This is a genomic window from Bacillus sp. FSL R5-0560 (assembly GCF_037966305.1).
In the GTDB taxonomy this organism is placed as follows: domain Bacteria; phylum Bacillota; class Bacilli; order Bacillales; family Bacillaceae; genus Bacillus; species Bacillus mojavensis.
The window spans coordinates 18581-32500 of record NZ_CP150195.1 but is presented as its reverse complement, the minus strand read 5'-3'; the positions used below and the strand labels follow the sequence as shown (position 1 = coordinate 32500).

Here is a 13920-nt window from a genome sequence, read left to right as displayed (position 1 = left end):
AGTGTTACCTGAACTTCACCCTGGACATGGGTAGATCACCTGGTTTCGGGTCTACGACCACGTACTCATGCGCCCTATTCAGACTCGCTTTCGCTGCGGCTCCGCATCTTCTGCTTAACCTTGCACGGGATCGTAACTCGCCGGTTCATTCTACAAAAGGCACGCCATCACCCGTTAACGGGCTCTGACTACTTGTAGGCACACGGTTTCAGGATCTCTTTCACTCCCCTTCCGGGGTGCTTTTCACCTTTCCCTCACGGTACTGGTTCACTATCGGTCACTAGGGAGTATTTAGCCTTGGGAGATGGTCCTCCCGGATTCCGACGGAATTTCACGTGTTCCGCCGTACTCAGGATCCACTCTGGAGAGAACGAAGTTTTGACTACAGGGCTGTTACCTTCTATGGCGGGCCTTTCCAGACCTCTTCATCTACCTCGTTCCTTTGTAACTCCGTATAGAGTGTCCTACAACCCCAAGAGGCAAGCCTCTTGGTTTGGGCTAATCCCGTTTCGCTCGCCGCTACTCAGGGAATCGCATTTGCTTTCTCTTCCTCCGGGTACTTAGATGTTTCAGTTCCCCGGGTCTGCCTTCTCATATCCTATGAATTCAGATATGGATACCACTCCATTACGAGTGGTGGGTTTCCCCATTCGGAAATCTCCGGATCAAAGCTTGCTTACAGCTCCCCGAAGCATATCGGTGTTCGTCCCGTCCTTCATCGGCTCCTAGTGCCAAGGCATCCACCGTGCGCCCTTTCTAACTTAACCGTTAAAAAGAATCACTATGTGATATCTTGTGTTACTAATTGAATGTGATGTCTACTGTTATCTAGTTTTCAAAGAACACGTTGGTGGAGCCTAGCGGGATCGAACCGCTGACCTCCTGCGTGCAAAGCAGGCGCTCTCCCAGCTGAGCTAAGGCCCCATTTGTATAAGATGGTGGGCCTGAGTGGACTCGAACCACCGACCTCACGCTTATCAGGCGTGCGCTCTAACCAGCTGAGCTACAGGCCCATCTTAACTTATTCAAGGAACAAAGTTCCTTCAAAACTAAACAAGACAGGGAACGTTCTGTTTATAAGACCCAAGGCCTTATATTCCGTAAATATCCTTAGAAAGGAGGTGATCCAGCCGCACCTTCCGATACGGCTACCTTGTTACGACTTCACCCCAATCATCTGTCCCACCTTCGGCGGCTGGCTCCATAAAGGTTACCTCACCGACTTCGGGTGTTACAAACTCTCGTGGTGTGACGGGCGGTGTGTACAAGGCCCGGGAACGTATTCACCGCGGCATGCTGATCCGCGATTACTAGCGATTCCAGCTTCACGCAGTCGAGTTGCAGACTGCGATCCGAACTGAGAACAGATTTGTGGGATTGGCTTAACCTCGCGGTTTTGCTGCCCTTTGTTCTGTCCATTGTAGCACGTGTGTAGCCCAGGTCATAAGGGGCATGATGATTTGACGTCATCCCCACCTTCCTCCGGTTTGTCACCGGCAGTCACCTTAGAGTGCCCAACTGAATGCTGGCAACTAAGATCAAGGGTTGCGCTCGTTGCGGGACTTAACCCAACATCTCACGACACGAGCTGACGACAACCATGCACCACCTGTCACTCTGCCCCCGAAGGGGACGTCCTATCTCTAGGATTGTCAGAGGATGTCAAGACCTGGTAAGGTTCTTCGCGTTGCTTCGAATTAAACCACATGCTCCACCGCTTGTGCGGGCCCCCGTCAATTCCTTTGAGTTTCAGTCTTGCGACCGTACTCCCCAGGCGGAGTGCTTAATGCGTTAGCTGCAGCACTAAGGGGCGGAAACCCCCTAACACTTAGCACTCATCGTTTACGGCGTGGACTACCAGGGTATCTAATCCTGTTCGCTCCCCACGCTTTCGCTCCTCAGCGTCAGTTACAGACCAGAGAGTCGCCTTCGCCACTGGTGTTCCTCCACATCTCTACGCATTTCACCGCTACACGTGGAATTCCACTCTCCTCTTCTGCACTCAAGTTCCCCAGTTTCCAATGACCCTCCCCGGTTGAGCCGGGGGCTTTCACATCAGACTTAAGGAACCGCCTGCGAGCCCTTTACGCCCAATAATTCCGGACAACGCTTGCCACCTACGTATTACCGCGGCTGCTGGCACGTAGTTAGCCGTGGCTTTCTGGTTAGGTACCGTCAAGGTACCGCCCTATTCGAACGGTACTTGTTCTTCCCTAACAACAGAGCTTTACGATCCGAAAACCTTCATCACTCACGCGGCGTTGCTCCGTCAGACTTTCGTCCATTGCGGAAGATTCCCTACTGCTGCCTCCCGTAGGAGTCTGGGCCGTGTCTCAGTCCCAGTGTGGCCGATCACCCTCTCAGGTCGGCTACGCATCGTTGCCTTGGTGAGCCGTTACCTCACCAACTAGCTAATGCGCCGCGGGTCCATCTGTAAGTGGTAGCCGAAGCCACCTTTTATGTTTGAACCATGCGGTTCAAACAAGCATCCGGTATTAGCCCCGGTTTCCCGGAGTTATCCCAGTCTTACAGGCAGGTTACCCACGTGTTACTCACCCGTCCGCCGCTAACATCAGGGAGCAAGCTCCCATCTGTCCGCTCGACTTGCATGTATTAGGCACGCCGCCAGCGTTCGTCCTGAGCCAGGATCAAACTCTCCGATAAAGTAGTTTGACTGACTACGCACATCGCTGTGCGATTTTATAATAAAACTTGAATTAACAGGTACGTTTTGTCTTGTTTAGTTTTCAAAGAACTTTGCAATCGCTCTTTAAGCGACTTTATTATCATAACATTTTCTGCTGTTTCTGTCAACAACTTTTTTTCGTAATTTCTTTAAAAAGCTTATCCGTCATCAGCGACGTATATTAGAATAACACCCTTACGTCTTAAAGTCAACATATAATATGAATTAAACAATAAAATGCTTAATCACTACTAACGCTGCTATTCCCGGTATGCCCAAAATTCCGCTTATGGCTGTTGTGACAATATTAATCGGCACATGGATGCCAAGGCTGCCTCCGAACATGTTCACACATACCAACAACAAAGCACCCGCTACACATTTAACAACAGTTATACCAATCCACTTTAGCGGCTTTGCAGGTGAACCTGATAAAAACAGAAGAATAACTAGTCCTAAAATAATCCCTATAATGAAAATAGGCTCCATGAATCTTCTCATCCCCTTCGCTTGTTCTAGTACAAGCTTATGAGAAGATCCAGGAGTTTAGACCACTTACTTCCACCGGCTGATTGTCAAATTTCGCTGTTTCGCTTCCCTCAAGTAAAAAAAATACTTCGCTTCAGCTACTTTCAGCTCGCATAAAACCTCAGCTGATGGCTCAAGGCTTTTTTCGACCAGCTTCTTTTGCCTATTCCACTCTTCCTTTTGCTTAAAAAGCTGCTCGATTAGTTTTTCATCAAACTCTCTTCTCAATGTTTTCTTGCGAAGAAAACCCATGGATCGCTTTTTCCTCCCTTACAATTCACGTCTTCCTTCAAGTGCTTTAGAAAGAGTGACCTCATCAGCATATTCCAAGTCACCGCCGACGGGCAGTCCGTGGGCAATACGGGAGAGCTTAATACCAGATGGCTTCAAGAGCCTTGATATATACATCGCTGTTGCTTCCCCTTCTATATTAGGGTTTGTTGCGAGAATCACTTCTGTCACTTGATCATCCTGTAATCGTTTTAACAATTCTGGTATCTTTATATCCTCTGGTCCGATGCCATCCATTGGGGAAATGGCGCCGTGGAGAACATGATACTGTCCGTTGTATTCTTTCATTTTCTCCATAGCAATAACATCCTTAGGGTCTTGCACAACACAGATAATGGACTTATCCCTTCTTGTATCTTCACATATATAACAAGGGTCCTGATCTGTAATATGCCCGCAAACTGAACAATATGTCAGATTGCGTTTCGCATTTACCAATGCCTTCGCAAAATCTAATACCACATCTTCTTTCATACCTAGAACAAAAAAAGCCAGACGAACCGCTGTTTTCGGTCCGATCCCTGGCAATTTCATAAAGCTGTCGATCAGCTTTGATATTGGTTCAGGATATTGCATTTTCTTTTATCCCCCTAGAACAAACCTGGCATGTTCATTCCTTTTGTAAATTGACCCATTGTTTCGTTTGTGATCTCGTCAACTTTTTTCAAGGCTTCATTTGTTGCAGCAAGCACTAAATCCTGAAGCATTTCGATATCTTCCGGGTCAACTACGTCTTCATTAATGATGACATCCAGAATTTCTTTTTGCCCGTTTGCTTTTACTGTTACCATACCGCCGCCTGCAGTTCCTTCAACTACCTTTTCTGCAAGCTCTTCTTGAGCCTTGGCCATATCCTTTTGCATTTTTTGCATTTGCTTCATCATTTTTTGCATATTTCCCATTCCGCCACGCATAGCATTCACTCTCTTTCATATTGTTAGTCTTTTATTTCAATTAAATCCGCTCCGACAAGCTTTTTCGCCTCGGCAATAAGCGGATCTTCTTCAGCCGGTTCATTTGATCCTTCATTTTCCTGCTGATGATCTACTAAAAATTCTTCTCTTATTTTACCCCATTGTGCTTCTGGAACGCCAATCAAATCTATTCTTTTACCGAGCATTGATTCTAAAATCTGTTCAAGATTAGTCCGGACTCCGTTGTTATCCTCCGCGACCATTTTACAATGTATTTCATATTTGAATTTCAGTACAAATGCTGTAGAAGCTGCAGCCACAGGTTCACTGTCATTCAGCAGCGCAGCATGAGATACTTTGTTTTGCTGTTTCAAATGAGCCAAAAGCTTGCCCCAGCTGCTTTTGAGCTGATCAAGGTCCGTCCTCGTTGCTTCCTTTAAAATCTCATGAATTCTGCCTACCGGCGCTTTGTAATTGGATTTTCCGCCTTTTGGCGCACGCGGTCCCTCTTTTTTCGGACTTTCCGCCGCTGCTTTTACGCCGGTGGTTTTGAGTCGTTCTACTTCTTGCTCAAGCTGCTGAATCTTTTTCATCAGCATATCAACTTCAGGCAGATCCGCAGCAGCTGTTTGATGAGACGTCTGACAAATCTTCACCACAGCCACCTCAAAGAAGATACGGGGATGGTTCGTCCATTTCATTTCCTGGTGGCTCTTGTTCAGGATATCGATCATTTCATATATCGCCTGAGTCGGAATTTGTTCACTTAATTCCCGGAACGTTTCATCGACTTTTACTTTTTCCAGTACACCCTCTAAGCCAGGAGCTGTTTTGAACAGCAGCATGTCTCTGAAATAGAAAATCATATCCTCTATCAGCTTCGCCGGGTCTTTCCCTTGCTGAAGCAGCTCATTCAATGTTTCCAAAGCTTCAGAAACATGTTTTTCATGCAGAGATTGCGCAAGCTTTCCTATATATAACTGAGAAACGGCTCCGGTAATCAGAAGCGCATCATCAACTTTTAGCTCGTCACCGCTGAATGAGACTGCCTGATCAAGAAGGCTCAAAGCATCCCTCATACCGCCATCTGCAGCACTAGCAATAATGTCGAGCGCTCCTTCTTCAACCTGCAGCTCTTCAGCATCAACTATTTTGTTCATACGTCCGACAATCGCTTGGGATGTAATTCGCTTGAAGTCAAAACGCTGACATCTGGATATAATGGTTAAAGGAATTTTGTGCGGTTCTGTTGTTGCTAAAATGAAAATACAATGCTCAGGCGGCTCTTCTAACGTTTTTAATAACGCGTTAAAGGCGCCGATAGACAGCATATGCACCTCATCTATGATATATACCTTATATGTGACGGCCGACGGGGCAAACTTCACTTTGTCGCGGATGTCACGAATTTCATCAACACCGTTGTTAGAAGCGGCATCAATTTCTATGACATCGGATATGGACCCGTTTGTTATCCCTTTACAGGCTGCACATTCGTTACATGGCTCATCAACAGGAGCGTGTTCACAGTTGACAGCTTTGGCAAATATTTTGGCCGCACTGGTTTTTCCCGTACCCCTCGGCCCGGAAAACAGATAAGCATGAGAAAATTTCTTTTGCAAAAGGGCATTTTGCAGCGTTTTTGTAATGTGCTCTTGTCCAACCACATCTTCAAAGCGCTGAGGCCTGAATACTCGATATAAAGCTTGGTAACTCACGGGTGCGCCCTCCTCCGTTATTCATCATTCCCATTATACATGAACCGTGTATCGATTCCAAAAGCTCTTTTACATAACAAAAAACTCACCTAATATTAGGTGAGTTTGAAAATTTGATGATTGATTTACCGTGCACCTTCTGTCGATTCGCTACCCTAAGCGTTACTTAAGCAGTTAGCTCGGCCCAGGCAACCCTGCGGCACATGAGAGGTTTCACTTAATGCTGCTTCCTTCCGGACCTGACATGGTTCATGAATTCCCATTGCGCAGGACCCAAACGTCAACACCACTTACTTAAGGCAGACCTTAAAGTAAACGAACCTCGAGAAGGGATTCGGCCCCGCTAGAGCGGATTGCGGGTACAGGGCACCGCTACCTCCCCGCTTAGCACGGCAAAATAAATATCAAATTTTTTGTCGCATCTATGACGATGCACACATAAGTATATCCTTTTCCCCTAAAAATTGCAACCTTACTACTCAGACAAGTTTTTCCTAGAAGCTTTCTTCTTTTTTCTCAACTCTCTGAAAAACGCACTGAGCATTCCTCCGCATTCTTCCTCTAGCACACCGCTCACCACTTCAGCCTGATGATTAAAGCGTTCTTCCTGAAGAAGGTTCATTAACGTGCCTGAACAGCCTCCTTTTGGATCAAAAGCACCAAACACCACTTTTTCCACGCGTGAAAGCACGACAGCTCCAGCACACATCGGACAAGGCTCAAGGGTAACGTAAAGAGTTGCCCCCTCCAGTCTCCATGTTCCAAGTGACTTGCACGCTTCATCAATCACAAGCATTTCCGCATGAGCGATAGACCGCTGCTCTGTTTCTCTTAAATTGTGCGCGCGTGCCACGATTTCATCATTCACGACAAGCACGGCGCCGATCGGCACCTCGCCTTTCGCTTCAGCTTTTTTCGCTTCTTTTATTGCTTCTTTCATATAAAGTTCATCTTGATTCATAAGGTTAGCTCTCTTTTCAAAGTTTTTTCCTTACCTAAAAAGGCTACATATTAACTATAACTTAAACAGAAAGGAGACTGTCGATGTCTAAAGCAGACACAGCTCTTCTCATTGTCGACATGATCAATAATTTTGAATTCGATATGGGAGAAAGCCTCGCCAACAAAACAGAAAAAATCGTTCCTCACATTTTATCATTAAAAAAGCACGCGAGACAAAATGACTGGCCGATTATATACATTAATGATCATTACGGGCTTTGGCAAGCGGATATCCAAAATATCCAGCAAGAATGTGAAAACGAGAAGAGCAAGGCCATTATTGAAAAGATATCACCCGAGGATGAAGACTATTTTCTAATCAAACCGAAACACTCCGCTTTTTATGAAACAGCCCTCCATACCCTCCTTACTGAATTACAGGTGAAACGCATTGTCTTAACAGGTATAGCGGGGAATATATGCGTACTATTTACTGCTAATGATGCTTACATGAGAGAATACAGCATTACGATACCTAAGGACTGCATTGCTTCTAACAGCGATAAGGATAATGAATTTGCCCTAACTATGATGGAAAATGTTCTTTTCGCAGAAATTACAACGGAAGAACAAATTACTGAAAAACAAACATGATTAGCGCTTTCCTTTCATACATTGTAGCGATATGAAAGGAGGCGTTTTTCATTCAAATTTATGTAGTGAAACAAGGTGACACTCTTACTGCTATCGCTTCACAATACAGAACAACTGTAAATGAAATTACAGAAACGAATGAAATACCGAATCCCGGCAGCCTTGTTGTCGGACAAACCATTGTCATTCCAATAGCTGGCCAGTTTTATGATGTTCAACAAGGCGATACCCTGACATCCATCGCACGGCAATTCAATACGACAGCAGCCGAGCTTGCCAGGGTGAACCGAATCCAGTTAAATACCGTACTGCAGATTGGTTTCCGTTTATACATTCCTCCAGTTCCTAAACGAGACATCGAATCAAGTGCTTATTTGGAGCCCCGCGGAAATCAAGTCAGCGAAAATCTCCAGCAGGCGGCCAGAGAAGCGTCGCCCTACTTAACGTACCTTGGCGCATTCAGTTTCCAGGCACAGCGTGATGGAACCTTAGTCGCACCGCCTTTAACGAATTTAAGAAGCATTGCAGAGAATCAAGACACGACACTGATGATGATTATAACAAACCTAGAAAACCAGGCATTCAGCGATGAGCTCGGCCGGATCCTTTTGAACGACAATACTGTGAAAAGAAGACTTTTGAATGAAATAGTCGAGAATGCCAGAAGATATGGCTTCCGTGCTATTCATTTTGACTTTGAATACTTACGGCCCCAGGATAGAGAGGCATATAATCAATTTCTCCGCGAGGCAAGGGATCTTTTCCATCGAGAAGGCTTAGAAATTTCTACGGCGCTTGCCCCTAAAACAAGTGCAACACAGCAGGGGAGATGGTACGAAGCTCATGATTACAGAGCCCATGGCCAAATTGTCGACTTTGTTGTCCTCATGACATATGAATGGGGCTATAGCGGCGGGCCAGCTCAAGCTGTTTCTCCAATTGGGCCTGTTCGAGACGTCATAGAATATGCTTTGACAGAAATGCCTGCGAATAAAATTGTCATGGGACAGAATTTATATGGGTATGACTGGACACTGCCTTATACAGCAGGAGGAAATCCGGCAAGAGCGATAAGCCCTCAGCAAGCCATTGTCATAGCTGATCAAAACAATGCCGACATCCAGTATGACGAAACCGCTCAAGCCCCTTTCTTTCGCTATACTGATGCAGAAAACAGAAGGCATGAGGTATGGTTTGAGGATGCCCGATCGATCCAAGCCAAATTCAATCTGATTAAAGAGCTGAATTTAAGAGGCATTAGTTATTGGAAGCTGGGACTTTCCTTTCCTCAAAACTGGCTGCTGCTTTCTGATCAATTTCAAGTTGTCAAAAAGACGTTCCGTTAATTTGGAAACGTCTTTTTTTCATAGGGGAATCCAAGGGTTGTGATACAATATGAAGGTCAGCAATTGACGGACGTTTTTTAGAAATAAGGAGGATTCCAATGAATACAGCCCCTTTTATCGCAGTTGAAGGTCCTATCGGGGCAGGAAAAACAACGCTCGCGACGATGCTTTCACAAGAGCTTGGATTCCCTATGATCAGTGAGATTGTTGAGGATAACCCATACCTTGATAAGTTTTATGACAATATAGAGGAATGGAGCTTCCAGCTTGAGATGTTTTTTCTTTGTCACAGATACAAACAGCTTGAGGATACCAGCCTTCACTTTTTAAATGAAGGACAGCCTGTAATAGCTGATTATCACATTTATAAAAATGTGATTTTTGCGGAACGAACGCTGTCTGAACAGCAGCTCAACAAATACAGAAAGATTTATCATCTTCTTACCGATGATCTTCCAAAGCCAAATGTCATCATTTACATAAAGGCAAGTCTGCCCACATTGTTACACCGCATTGAAAAACGCGGGCGCCCCTTTGAGAAAAAAATTGAAACCAGCTATTTGGAACAGCTGATCGCAGATTATGACATCGCCATCAAGCAGCTGCAGGAAGCAGATCCAGGTCTTACGGTGTTAACAATAGATGGCGATTCAAAGGATTTCGTTTTGAATAAGAGCGATTTTGAACGTATTGCCGCCCATGTAAAGGAGCTTATAAAATGAAAGAACATCATATCCCTAAGAATTCAATCATTACAGTAGCAGGAACAGTAGGTGTCGGGAAATCAACTTTAACAAGAGCATTGGCTAAACGGCTTGGCTTTAAAACCTCTCTTGAAGAAGTCGATCATAACCCATACTTAGAAAAATTCTATCATGATTTTGAACGCTGGAGCTTCCATCTGCAAATCTATTTCTTAGCTGAACGGTTCAAAGAACAGAAGAATATTTTTGAAGCTGGCGGAGGGTTTGTACAGGATCGTTCTATTTATGAGGATACTGGGATTTTCGCAAAAATGCACGCTGACAAAGGGACGATGTCAAAGATTGATTATAAAACGTATACAAGCCTGTTTGAAGCAATGGTCATGACACCGTATTTCCCGCATCCTGATGTGCTGATCTACTTAGAAGGCGATCTGGAAAACATATTAGCCCGGATTGAGGAACGCGGACGTGAAATGGAGCTTCAAACAGACCGGTCTTATTGGGAAGAAATGCACACACGTTACGAAAACTGGATCAGCGGTTTTAACGCCTGTCCTGTCCTGAAAATCCGTATTGAGGATTATGATCTGAAGAATGATGAAAGTTCTATCGAGAACATTGTTGATCAAATTGCAACTGTCATTCATGAAACGAAAAAAAAGTGAATCTCATGACCTGAGATTCACTTTTTTATGATATTAAAAAATCCGTTGCAAACGGTGCAACGGACAAAACAATCTCCAATATATGCTTGAGTTTCATTAGAATTAAAATCAATATGGCGGAGGAAGAGGGATTCGAACCCCCGCGGGCTTTGACACCCCTGTCGGTTTTCAAGACCGATCCCTTCAGCCGGACTTGGGTATTCCTCCGTATCGACAAGACTTACTATATCATGAATGTTCTGTGATGGTCAAGCATTTTTAAAAACTTTTTTTGTTTTTATAAAAATGTTCAATTTAAATAGCGAAAGGCGTGCCTTATCAGGCACACCTTTTCAGCATTACGCTTTGATGACTTCTCTATTTCCCATATAAGGGCGAAGCACTTTTGGTATAATGACGCTTCCGTCTTCCTGCTGATAATTTTCTAAAATAGCAGCAACTGTTCTTCCGACTGCCAGACCTGAGCCGTTCAATGTGTGTACATGCTCTGGTTTGCCTTTCACTTCACGTCTAAAACGAATGTTCGCACGTCTGGCTTGGAACGCTTCGAAGTTGCTGCAAGAAGAAATTTCACGATAAGTGTCTTGGCTCGGAATCCATACTTCTATATCGTATTTTTTCGCAGCTGTAAATCCTAAATCACCCGTACACATGCTCATTACACGGTATGGAAGTTCCAACAGCTGAAGCACACGCTCAGCTTGGTTTGTGAGCTTTTCTAACTCTTCATAAGAATCTTCCGGCTTTACAAACTTCACAAGCTCTACTTTATTAAACTGGTGCTGACGGATTAATCCCCGTGTATCGCGCCCTGCTGAACCAGCTTCTGAGCGGAAGCAGGCACTGAATGCCGCATAATTAATCGGCAGGCTGTCTCCTGACAGAATTTCATCCCGATGCATGTTTGTGATCGGCACTTCAGCAGTCGGAATCAAGAAGTAATCCTCTTCTCTGATCTTAAACGCATCCTCTTCGAACTTTGGAAGCTGGCCTGTTCCCGTCATGCTTGCGCGGTTTACCATATAAGGCGGGATGACCTCAGTATAGTTATACTCATCCACATGAAGGTCTAGCATAAAATTATAAAGCGCACGCTCCAAGCGAGCACCTAAGCCTTTATAAAACACGAAGCGGCTTCCTGTCACCTTCGCAGCACGTTCAAAATCAAGAATGCCAAGCTCATCAGCAATATCCCAATGCGGTTTTGGCTCGTATGCAAATGAAGGTGTTTCACCCCATTTCCGGATTTCCACGTTATCATCTTCTGTTTCACCGACTGGCACTGATTCGTGAGGAATATTCGGGATTGAGAGAAGAATGGTTTCAAGGGCAGATTCCACTGTTCTTAATTCTTCATCAAGTTTTTTAATTTCCTCGCCGACTTCACGCATTTCTTTAATGATATGATCCGCGTCTTTTTTCTCGCGTTTCAAAACAGCTACCTGCTGAGATACTTCATTCCGTTTTCCTTTTAGCTCTTCTACTTTTCCGATAAGCTCTCGTCTTTTATCATCAAGCTCCTCGAACTTATCAAAATCTGTTAAGTCTTCGCCTTTGTGTACAAGCTTTGCTTTAATTTCTTGAAAATTCGCTCTCAGCATTTTCGTATCAAGCATGCGAAACACTCCTTTTTTCATTAAATTCATTGAATTATCGAAAATAAAAAGAGCCCTCATCCCCATGAAAGGGACGAGAGCTCTCGCGTTGCCACCCTGATTGAAAACAAGCCATAGACTTGTTTTCCGCTTTCACACATAACGGTTATCCCGTAAACGCCTACTTCATTCAGCATTTCGCTCAAGGATGGATTCAGACAGCATCTTTCACCGATTCGCACCAACCATCGGCTCTCTTAGAAAGAGAGGCTTCCTACTAGTTCCTATCAACGCTTTTCGATCTTTATTTGTGTTTATAATGTACTATAAGTTTCCACAGCTTTCAACTGTTTTATACAAGGGCTTTTTGCTTGTATTCCTCAACCATTTGAACGAACAGCTTTGTCACCCGATGATCCTCTGTCAGCTCCGGATGGAACGAACAGCCCAAGAAATTATCCTGTTTAGCCGCAACAATGCGTCCGTTATGCTCAGAAATCACTTCAACATTTTCACCGGCTTCCAAGATATGCGGCGCACGGATGAATACGCCAGTAAAAGGTTCGTCCAGCCCTTTAATGGTTAAATCAGCCTCAAAGCTATCGACCTGCCGGCCAAACGAATTCCGTTCAACAACTACATTCAGCAAACCTAAATGAGCGTTATCTGAACCGGCAATTTCTTTTGCCAATATAATTAACCCGGCACATGTCCCAAACATCGGTTTTCCCTGAGCAGCAAACTCACGCAATGGCTCCATGAATTGATACGTATCAATTAAACGGCGCATTGTCGTGCTTTCTCCGCCCGGCAAAATTAAACCATCGATTTCGTTTAGCTGCTCTGGGCGTTTAATAACAAGTCCAGCTGCACCGCATGCTTCAATTGCATGGATATGCTCTCTGACTGCTCCTTGAAGTCCTAGTACACCTATTGTTAACATGTCGCAGCTCTCCTATATTCTTACCAGCCGCGTTCTTGCATACGCTGTTCTGGAAGTAAATTTGAGATTTCAATCCCTTTCATTGCAGTTCCAAGCTCTTTTGAAAGCTCTGCAATCAATTTATAATCAGTGAAGTGAGTTGTTGCTTCCACAATTGCTTTTGCAAATTTTGCAGGATTGTCTGATTTGAAGATACCAGAACCAACAAATACACCGTCAGCGCCAAGCTGCATCATAAGTGCCGCATCTGCAGGAGTCGCTACGCCGCCAGCCGCAAAGTTAACGACAGGAAGTTTACCGTCTCTTTTAATTTGTTGAAGCAGCTCATAAGGCGCTCCCAAATTTTTCGCTTCAGTCATTAGCTCATCATCGCTCATTGCAACCACTTTGCGTACTTGAGCGTTTACCTTGCGCATATGGCGAACAGCCTCAACAATGTTGCCTGTTCCAGGCTCGCCTTTCGTACGAAGCATAGAAGCGCCTTCAGCAATACGGCGTGTTGCTTCACCAAGATCACGGCAGCCGCAGACGAAAGGAACTGTGTATTCATTTTTATTTAAATGAAATTCTTCGTCAGCCGGAGTCAGAACTTCACTTTCATCAATATAGTCAACACCCATAGCTTCAAGCACACGCGCTTCAACAATATGTCCGATACGCGCTTTTGCCATTACCGGGATAGATACTGCATTCATTACTTCTTCCACGATAGTAGGGTCTGCCATACGGGCAACTCCTCCAGCCGCACGAATATCAGCTGGTACACGTTCTAGCGCCATTACAGCGACAGCTCCAGCCTCTTCAGCAATCTTCGCTTGTTCTGCATTGATGACGTCCATGATGACGCCGCCTTTTTGCATTTCTGCCATTCCGCGTTTTACTCGTTCAGTACCTGTTTGAGCCATTTTTTGGTCCCCCTAATCAAGGTATA

The 13920-nt window shown here is 44.8% G+C and carries 13 protein-coding genes, 3 tRNA genes, 2 rRNA genes, 1 other RNA gene and 1 other annotated feature (1 of these 20 running past the window's edge); of the genes, 4 read left to right on the top strand and 15 right to left on the bottom strand.

What is annotated here, in order from left to right; genetic code table 11:
• From NST56_RS00170 to tadA, 11 genes are all read right to left on the bottom strand, one after another.
• Positions 1–767: ribosomal RNA gene (locus NST56_RS00170) — 23S ribosomal RNA — on the bottom strand (it extends 2161 nt beyond the left edge of the window).
• An 81-nt stretch (positions 768–848) separates the two neighbouring features.
• A tRNA-Ala gene (locus NST56_RS00165) sits at positions 849–924 on the bottom strand.
• Positions 925–936: 12 nt separating this feature from the next.
• Positions 937–1013, bottom strand: a tRNA-Ile gene (locus NST56_RS00160).
• Positions 1014–1114: 101 nt separating this feature from the next.
• Positions 1115–2664: ribosomal RNA gene (locus tag NST56_RS00155) — 16S ribosomal RNA — on the bottom strand.
• The 16S and 23S rRNA genes sit together here with 2 tRNA genes alongside, the layout of an rRNA operon.
• Positions 2665–2911: 247 nt before the next feature.
• Positions 2912–3175 (bottom strand): pro-sigmaK processing inhibitor BofA family protein, encoded by a 264-nt coding sequence (locus tag NST56_RS00150; protein WP_326227830.1) that lies wholly within the window; start codon positions 3173–3175, stop codon positions 2912–2914.
• 66 nt (positions 3176–3241) lie between these two features.
• On the bottom strand, positions 3242–3466 hold the full coding sequence (locus NST56_RS00145) for a YaaL family protein (RefSeq protein WP_010332745.1): 225 nt from the start codon (positions 3464–3466) through the stop codon (positions 3242–3244).
• A gap of 18 nt (positions 3467–3484) precedes the next feature.
• Positions 3485–4081, bottom strand: coding sequence for a recombination protein RecR (gene recR, locus NST56_RS00140; protein WP_003242386.1), 597 nt, complete (start codon positions 4079–4081; stop codon positions 3485–3487).
• Between the two features lie 14 nt (positions 4082–4095).
• The gene (locus NST56_RS00135) at positions 4096–4419 is read right to left on the bottom strand and encodes a YbaB/EbfC family nucleoid-associated protein (RefSeq protein ID WP_010332744.1); all 324 of its coding nucleotides are present in this window, start codon (positions 4417–4419) and stop codon (positions 4096–4098) included.
• Between the two features lie 23 nt (positions 4420–4442).
• On the bottom strand, positions 4443–6137 hold the full coding sequence (gene dnaX / locus NST56_RS00130) for a DNA polymerase III subunit gamma/tau (protein WP_339179222.1): 1695 nt from the start codon (positions 6135–6137) through the stop codon (positions 4443–4445).
• 128 nt (positions 6138–6265) lie between these two features.
• Positions 6266–6530, bottom strand: an RNA gene (ffs, locus tag NST56_RS00125) — signal recognition particle sRNA large type.
• Positions 6531–6612: 82 nt separating this feature from the next.
• Complete coding sequence (gene tadA, locus NST56_RS00120) at positions 6613–7098, bottom strand: tRNA adenosine(34) deaminase TadA (RefSeq protein ID WP_010332742.1); 486 nt, start codon at positions 7096–7098, stop codon at positions 6613–6615.
• Positions 7099–7181: 83 nt separating this feature from the next.
• Here tadA and NST56_RS00115 point away from each other — a divergent pair, with 83 nt between their 5' ends.
• The 4 genes from NST56_RS00115 to dck all read left to right on the top strand — a co-directional run bounded on the left by NST56_RS00115 (position 7182) and on the right by dck (position 10451).
• Complete coding sequence (locus tag NST56_RS00115) at positions 7182–7733, top strand: isochorismatase family cysteine hydrolase (protein WP_229150282.1); 552 nt, start codon at positions 7182–7184, stop codon at positions 7731–7733.
• 56 nt (positions 7734–7789) lie between these two features.
• On the top strand, positions 7790–9079 hold the full coding sequence (locus tag NST56_RS00110) for a glycoside hydrolase family 18 protein (protein ID WP_268472451.1): 1290 nt from the start codon (positions 7790–7792) through the stop codon (positions 9077–9079).
• 98 nt (positions 9080–9177) lie between these two features.
• Positions 9178–9801 carry a deoxyguanosine kinase gene (dgk, locus tag NST56_RS00105; RefSeq protein ID WP_010332739.1) on the top strand — a complete coding sequence of 208 codons (624 nt, stop codon included), beginning with the start codon at positions 9178–9180 and terminating at the stop codon, positions 9799–9801.
• Positions 9798–10451, top strand: coding sequence for a deoxyadenosine/deoxycytidine kinase (gene dck, locus NST56_RS00100; RefSeq protein WP_029441179.1), 654 nt, complete (start codon positions 9798–9800; stop codon positions 10449–10451). The genes dgk and dck overlap by 4 nt, the downstream gene beginning before the upstream one ends.
• Positions 10452–10565: 114 nt before the next feature.
• On the opposite strand, the gene NST56_RS00095 is transcribed toward dck, so the two are convergent.
• The 4 genes from NST56_RS00095 to pdxS form a co-directional block, all read right to left on the bottom strand.
• Positions 10566–10658 (bottom strand) — tRNA-Ser (locus tag NST56_RS00095).
• Positions 10659–10789: 131 nt separating this feature from the next.
• Positions 10790–12067 carry a serine--tRNA ligase gene (serS, locus tag NST56_RS00090; protein WP_339179215.1) on the bottom strand — a complete coding sequence of 426 codons (1278 nt, stop codon included), beginning with the start codon at positions 12065–12067 and terminating at the stop codon, positions 10790–10792.
• Positions 12068–12133: 66 nt separating this feature from the next.
• Positions 12134–12346: a binding site (T-box leader), on the bottom strand.
• A 52-nt stretch (positions 12347–12398) separates the two neighbouring features.
• Entirely contained in the window at positions 12399–12989 is a 591-nt protein-coding gene (pdxT, locus tag NST56_RS00085; protein WP_168746736.1) for a pyridoxal 5'-phosphate synthase glutaminase subunit PdxT, read from the bottom strand.
• 20 nt (positions 12990–13009) lie between these two features.
• Complete coding sequence (gene pdxS / locus NST56_RS00080; protein ID WP_024123589.1) at positions 13010–13894, bottom strand: pyridoxal 5'-phosphate synthase lyase subunit PdxS; 885 nt, start codon at positions 13892–13894, stop codon at positions 13010–13012.
• Between the last annotated feature and the right edge of the window lie 26 nt (positions 13895–13920).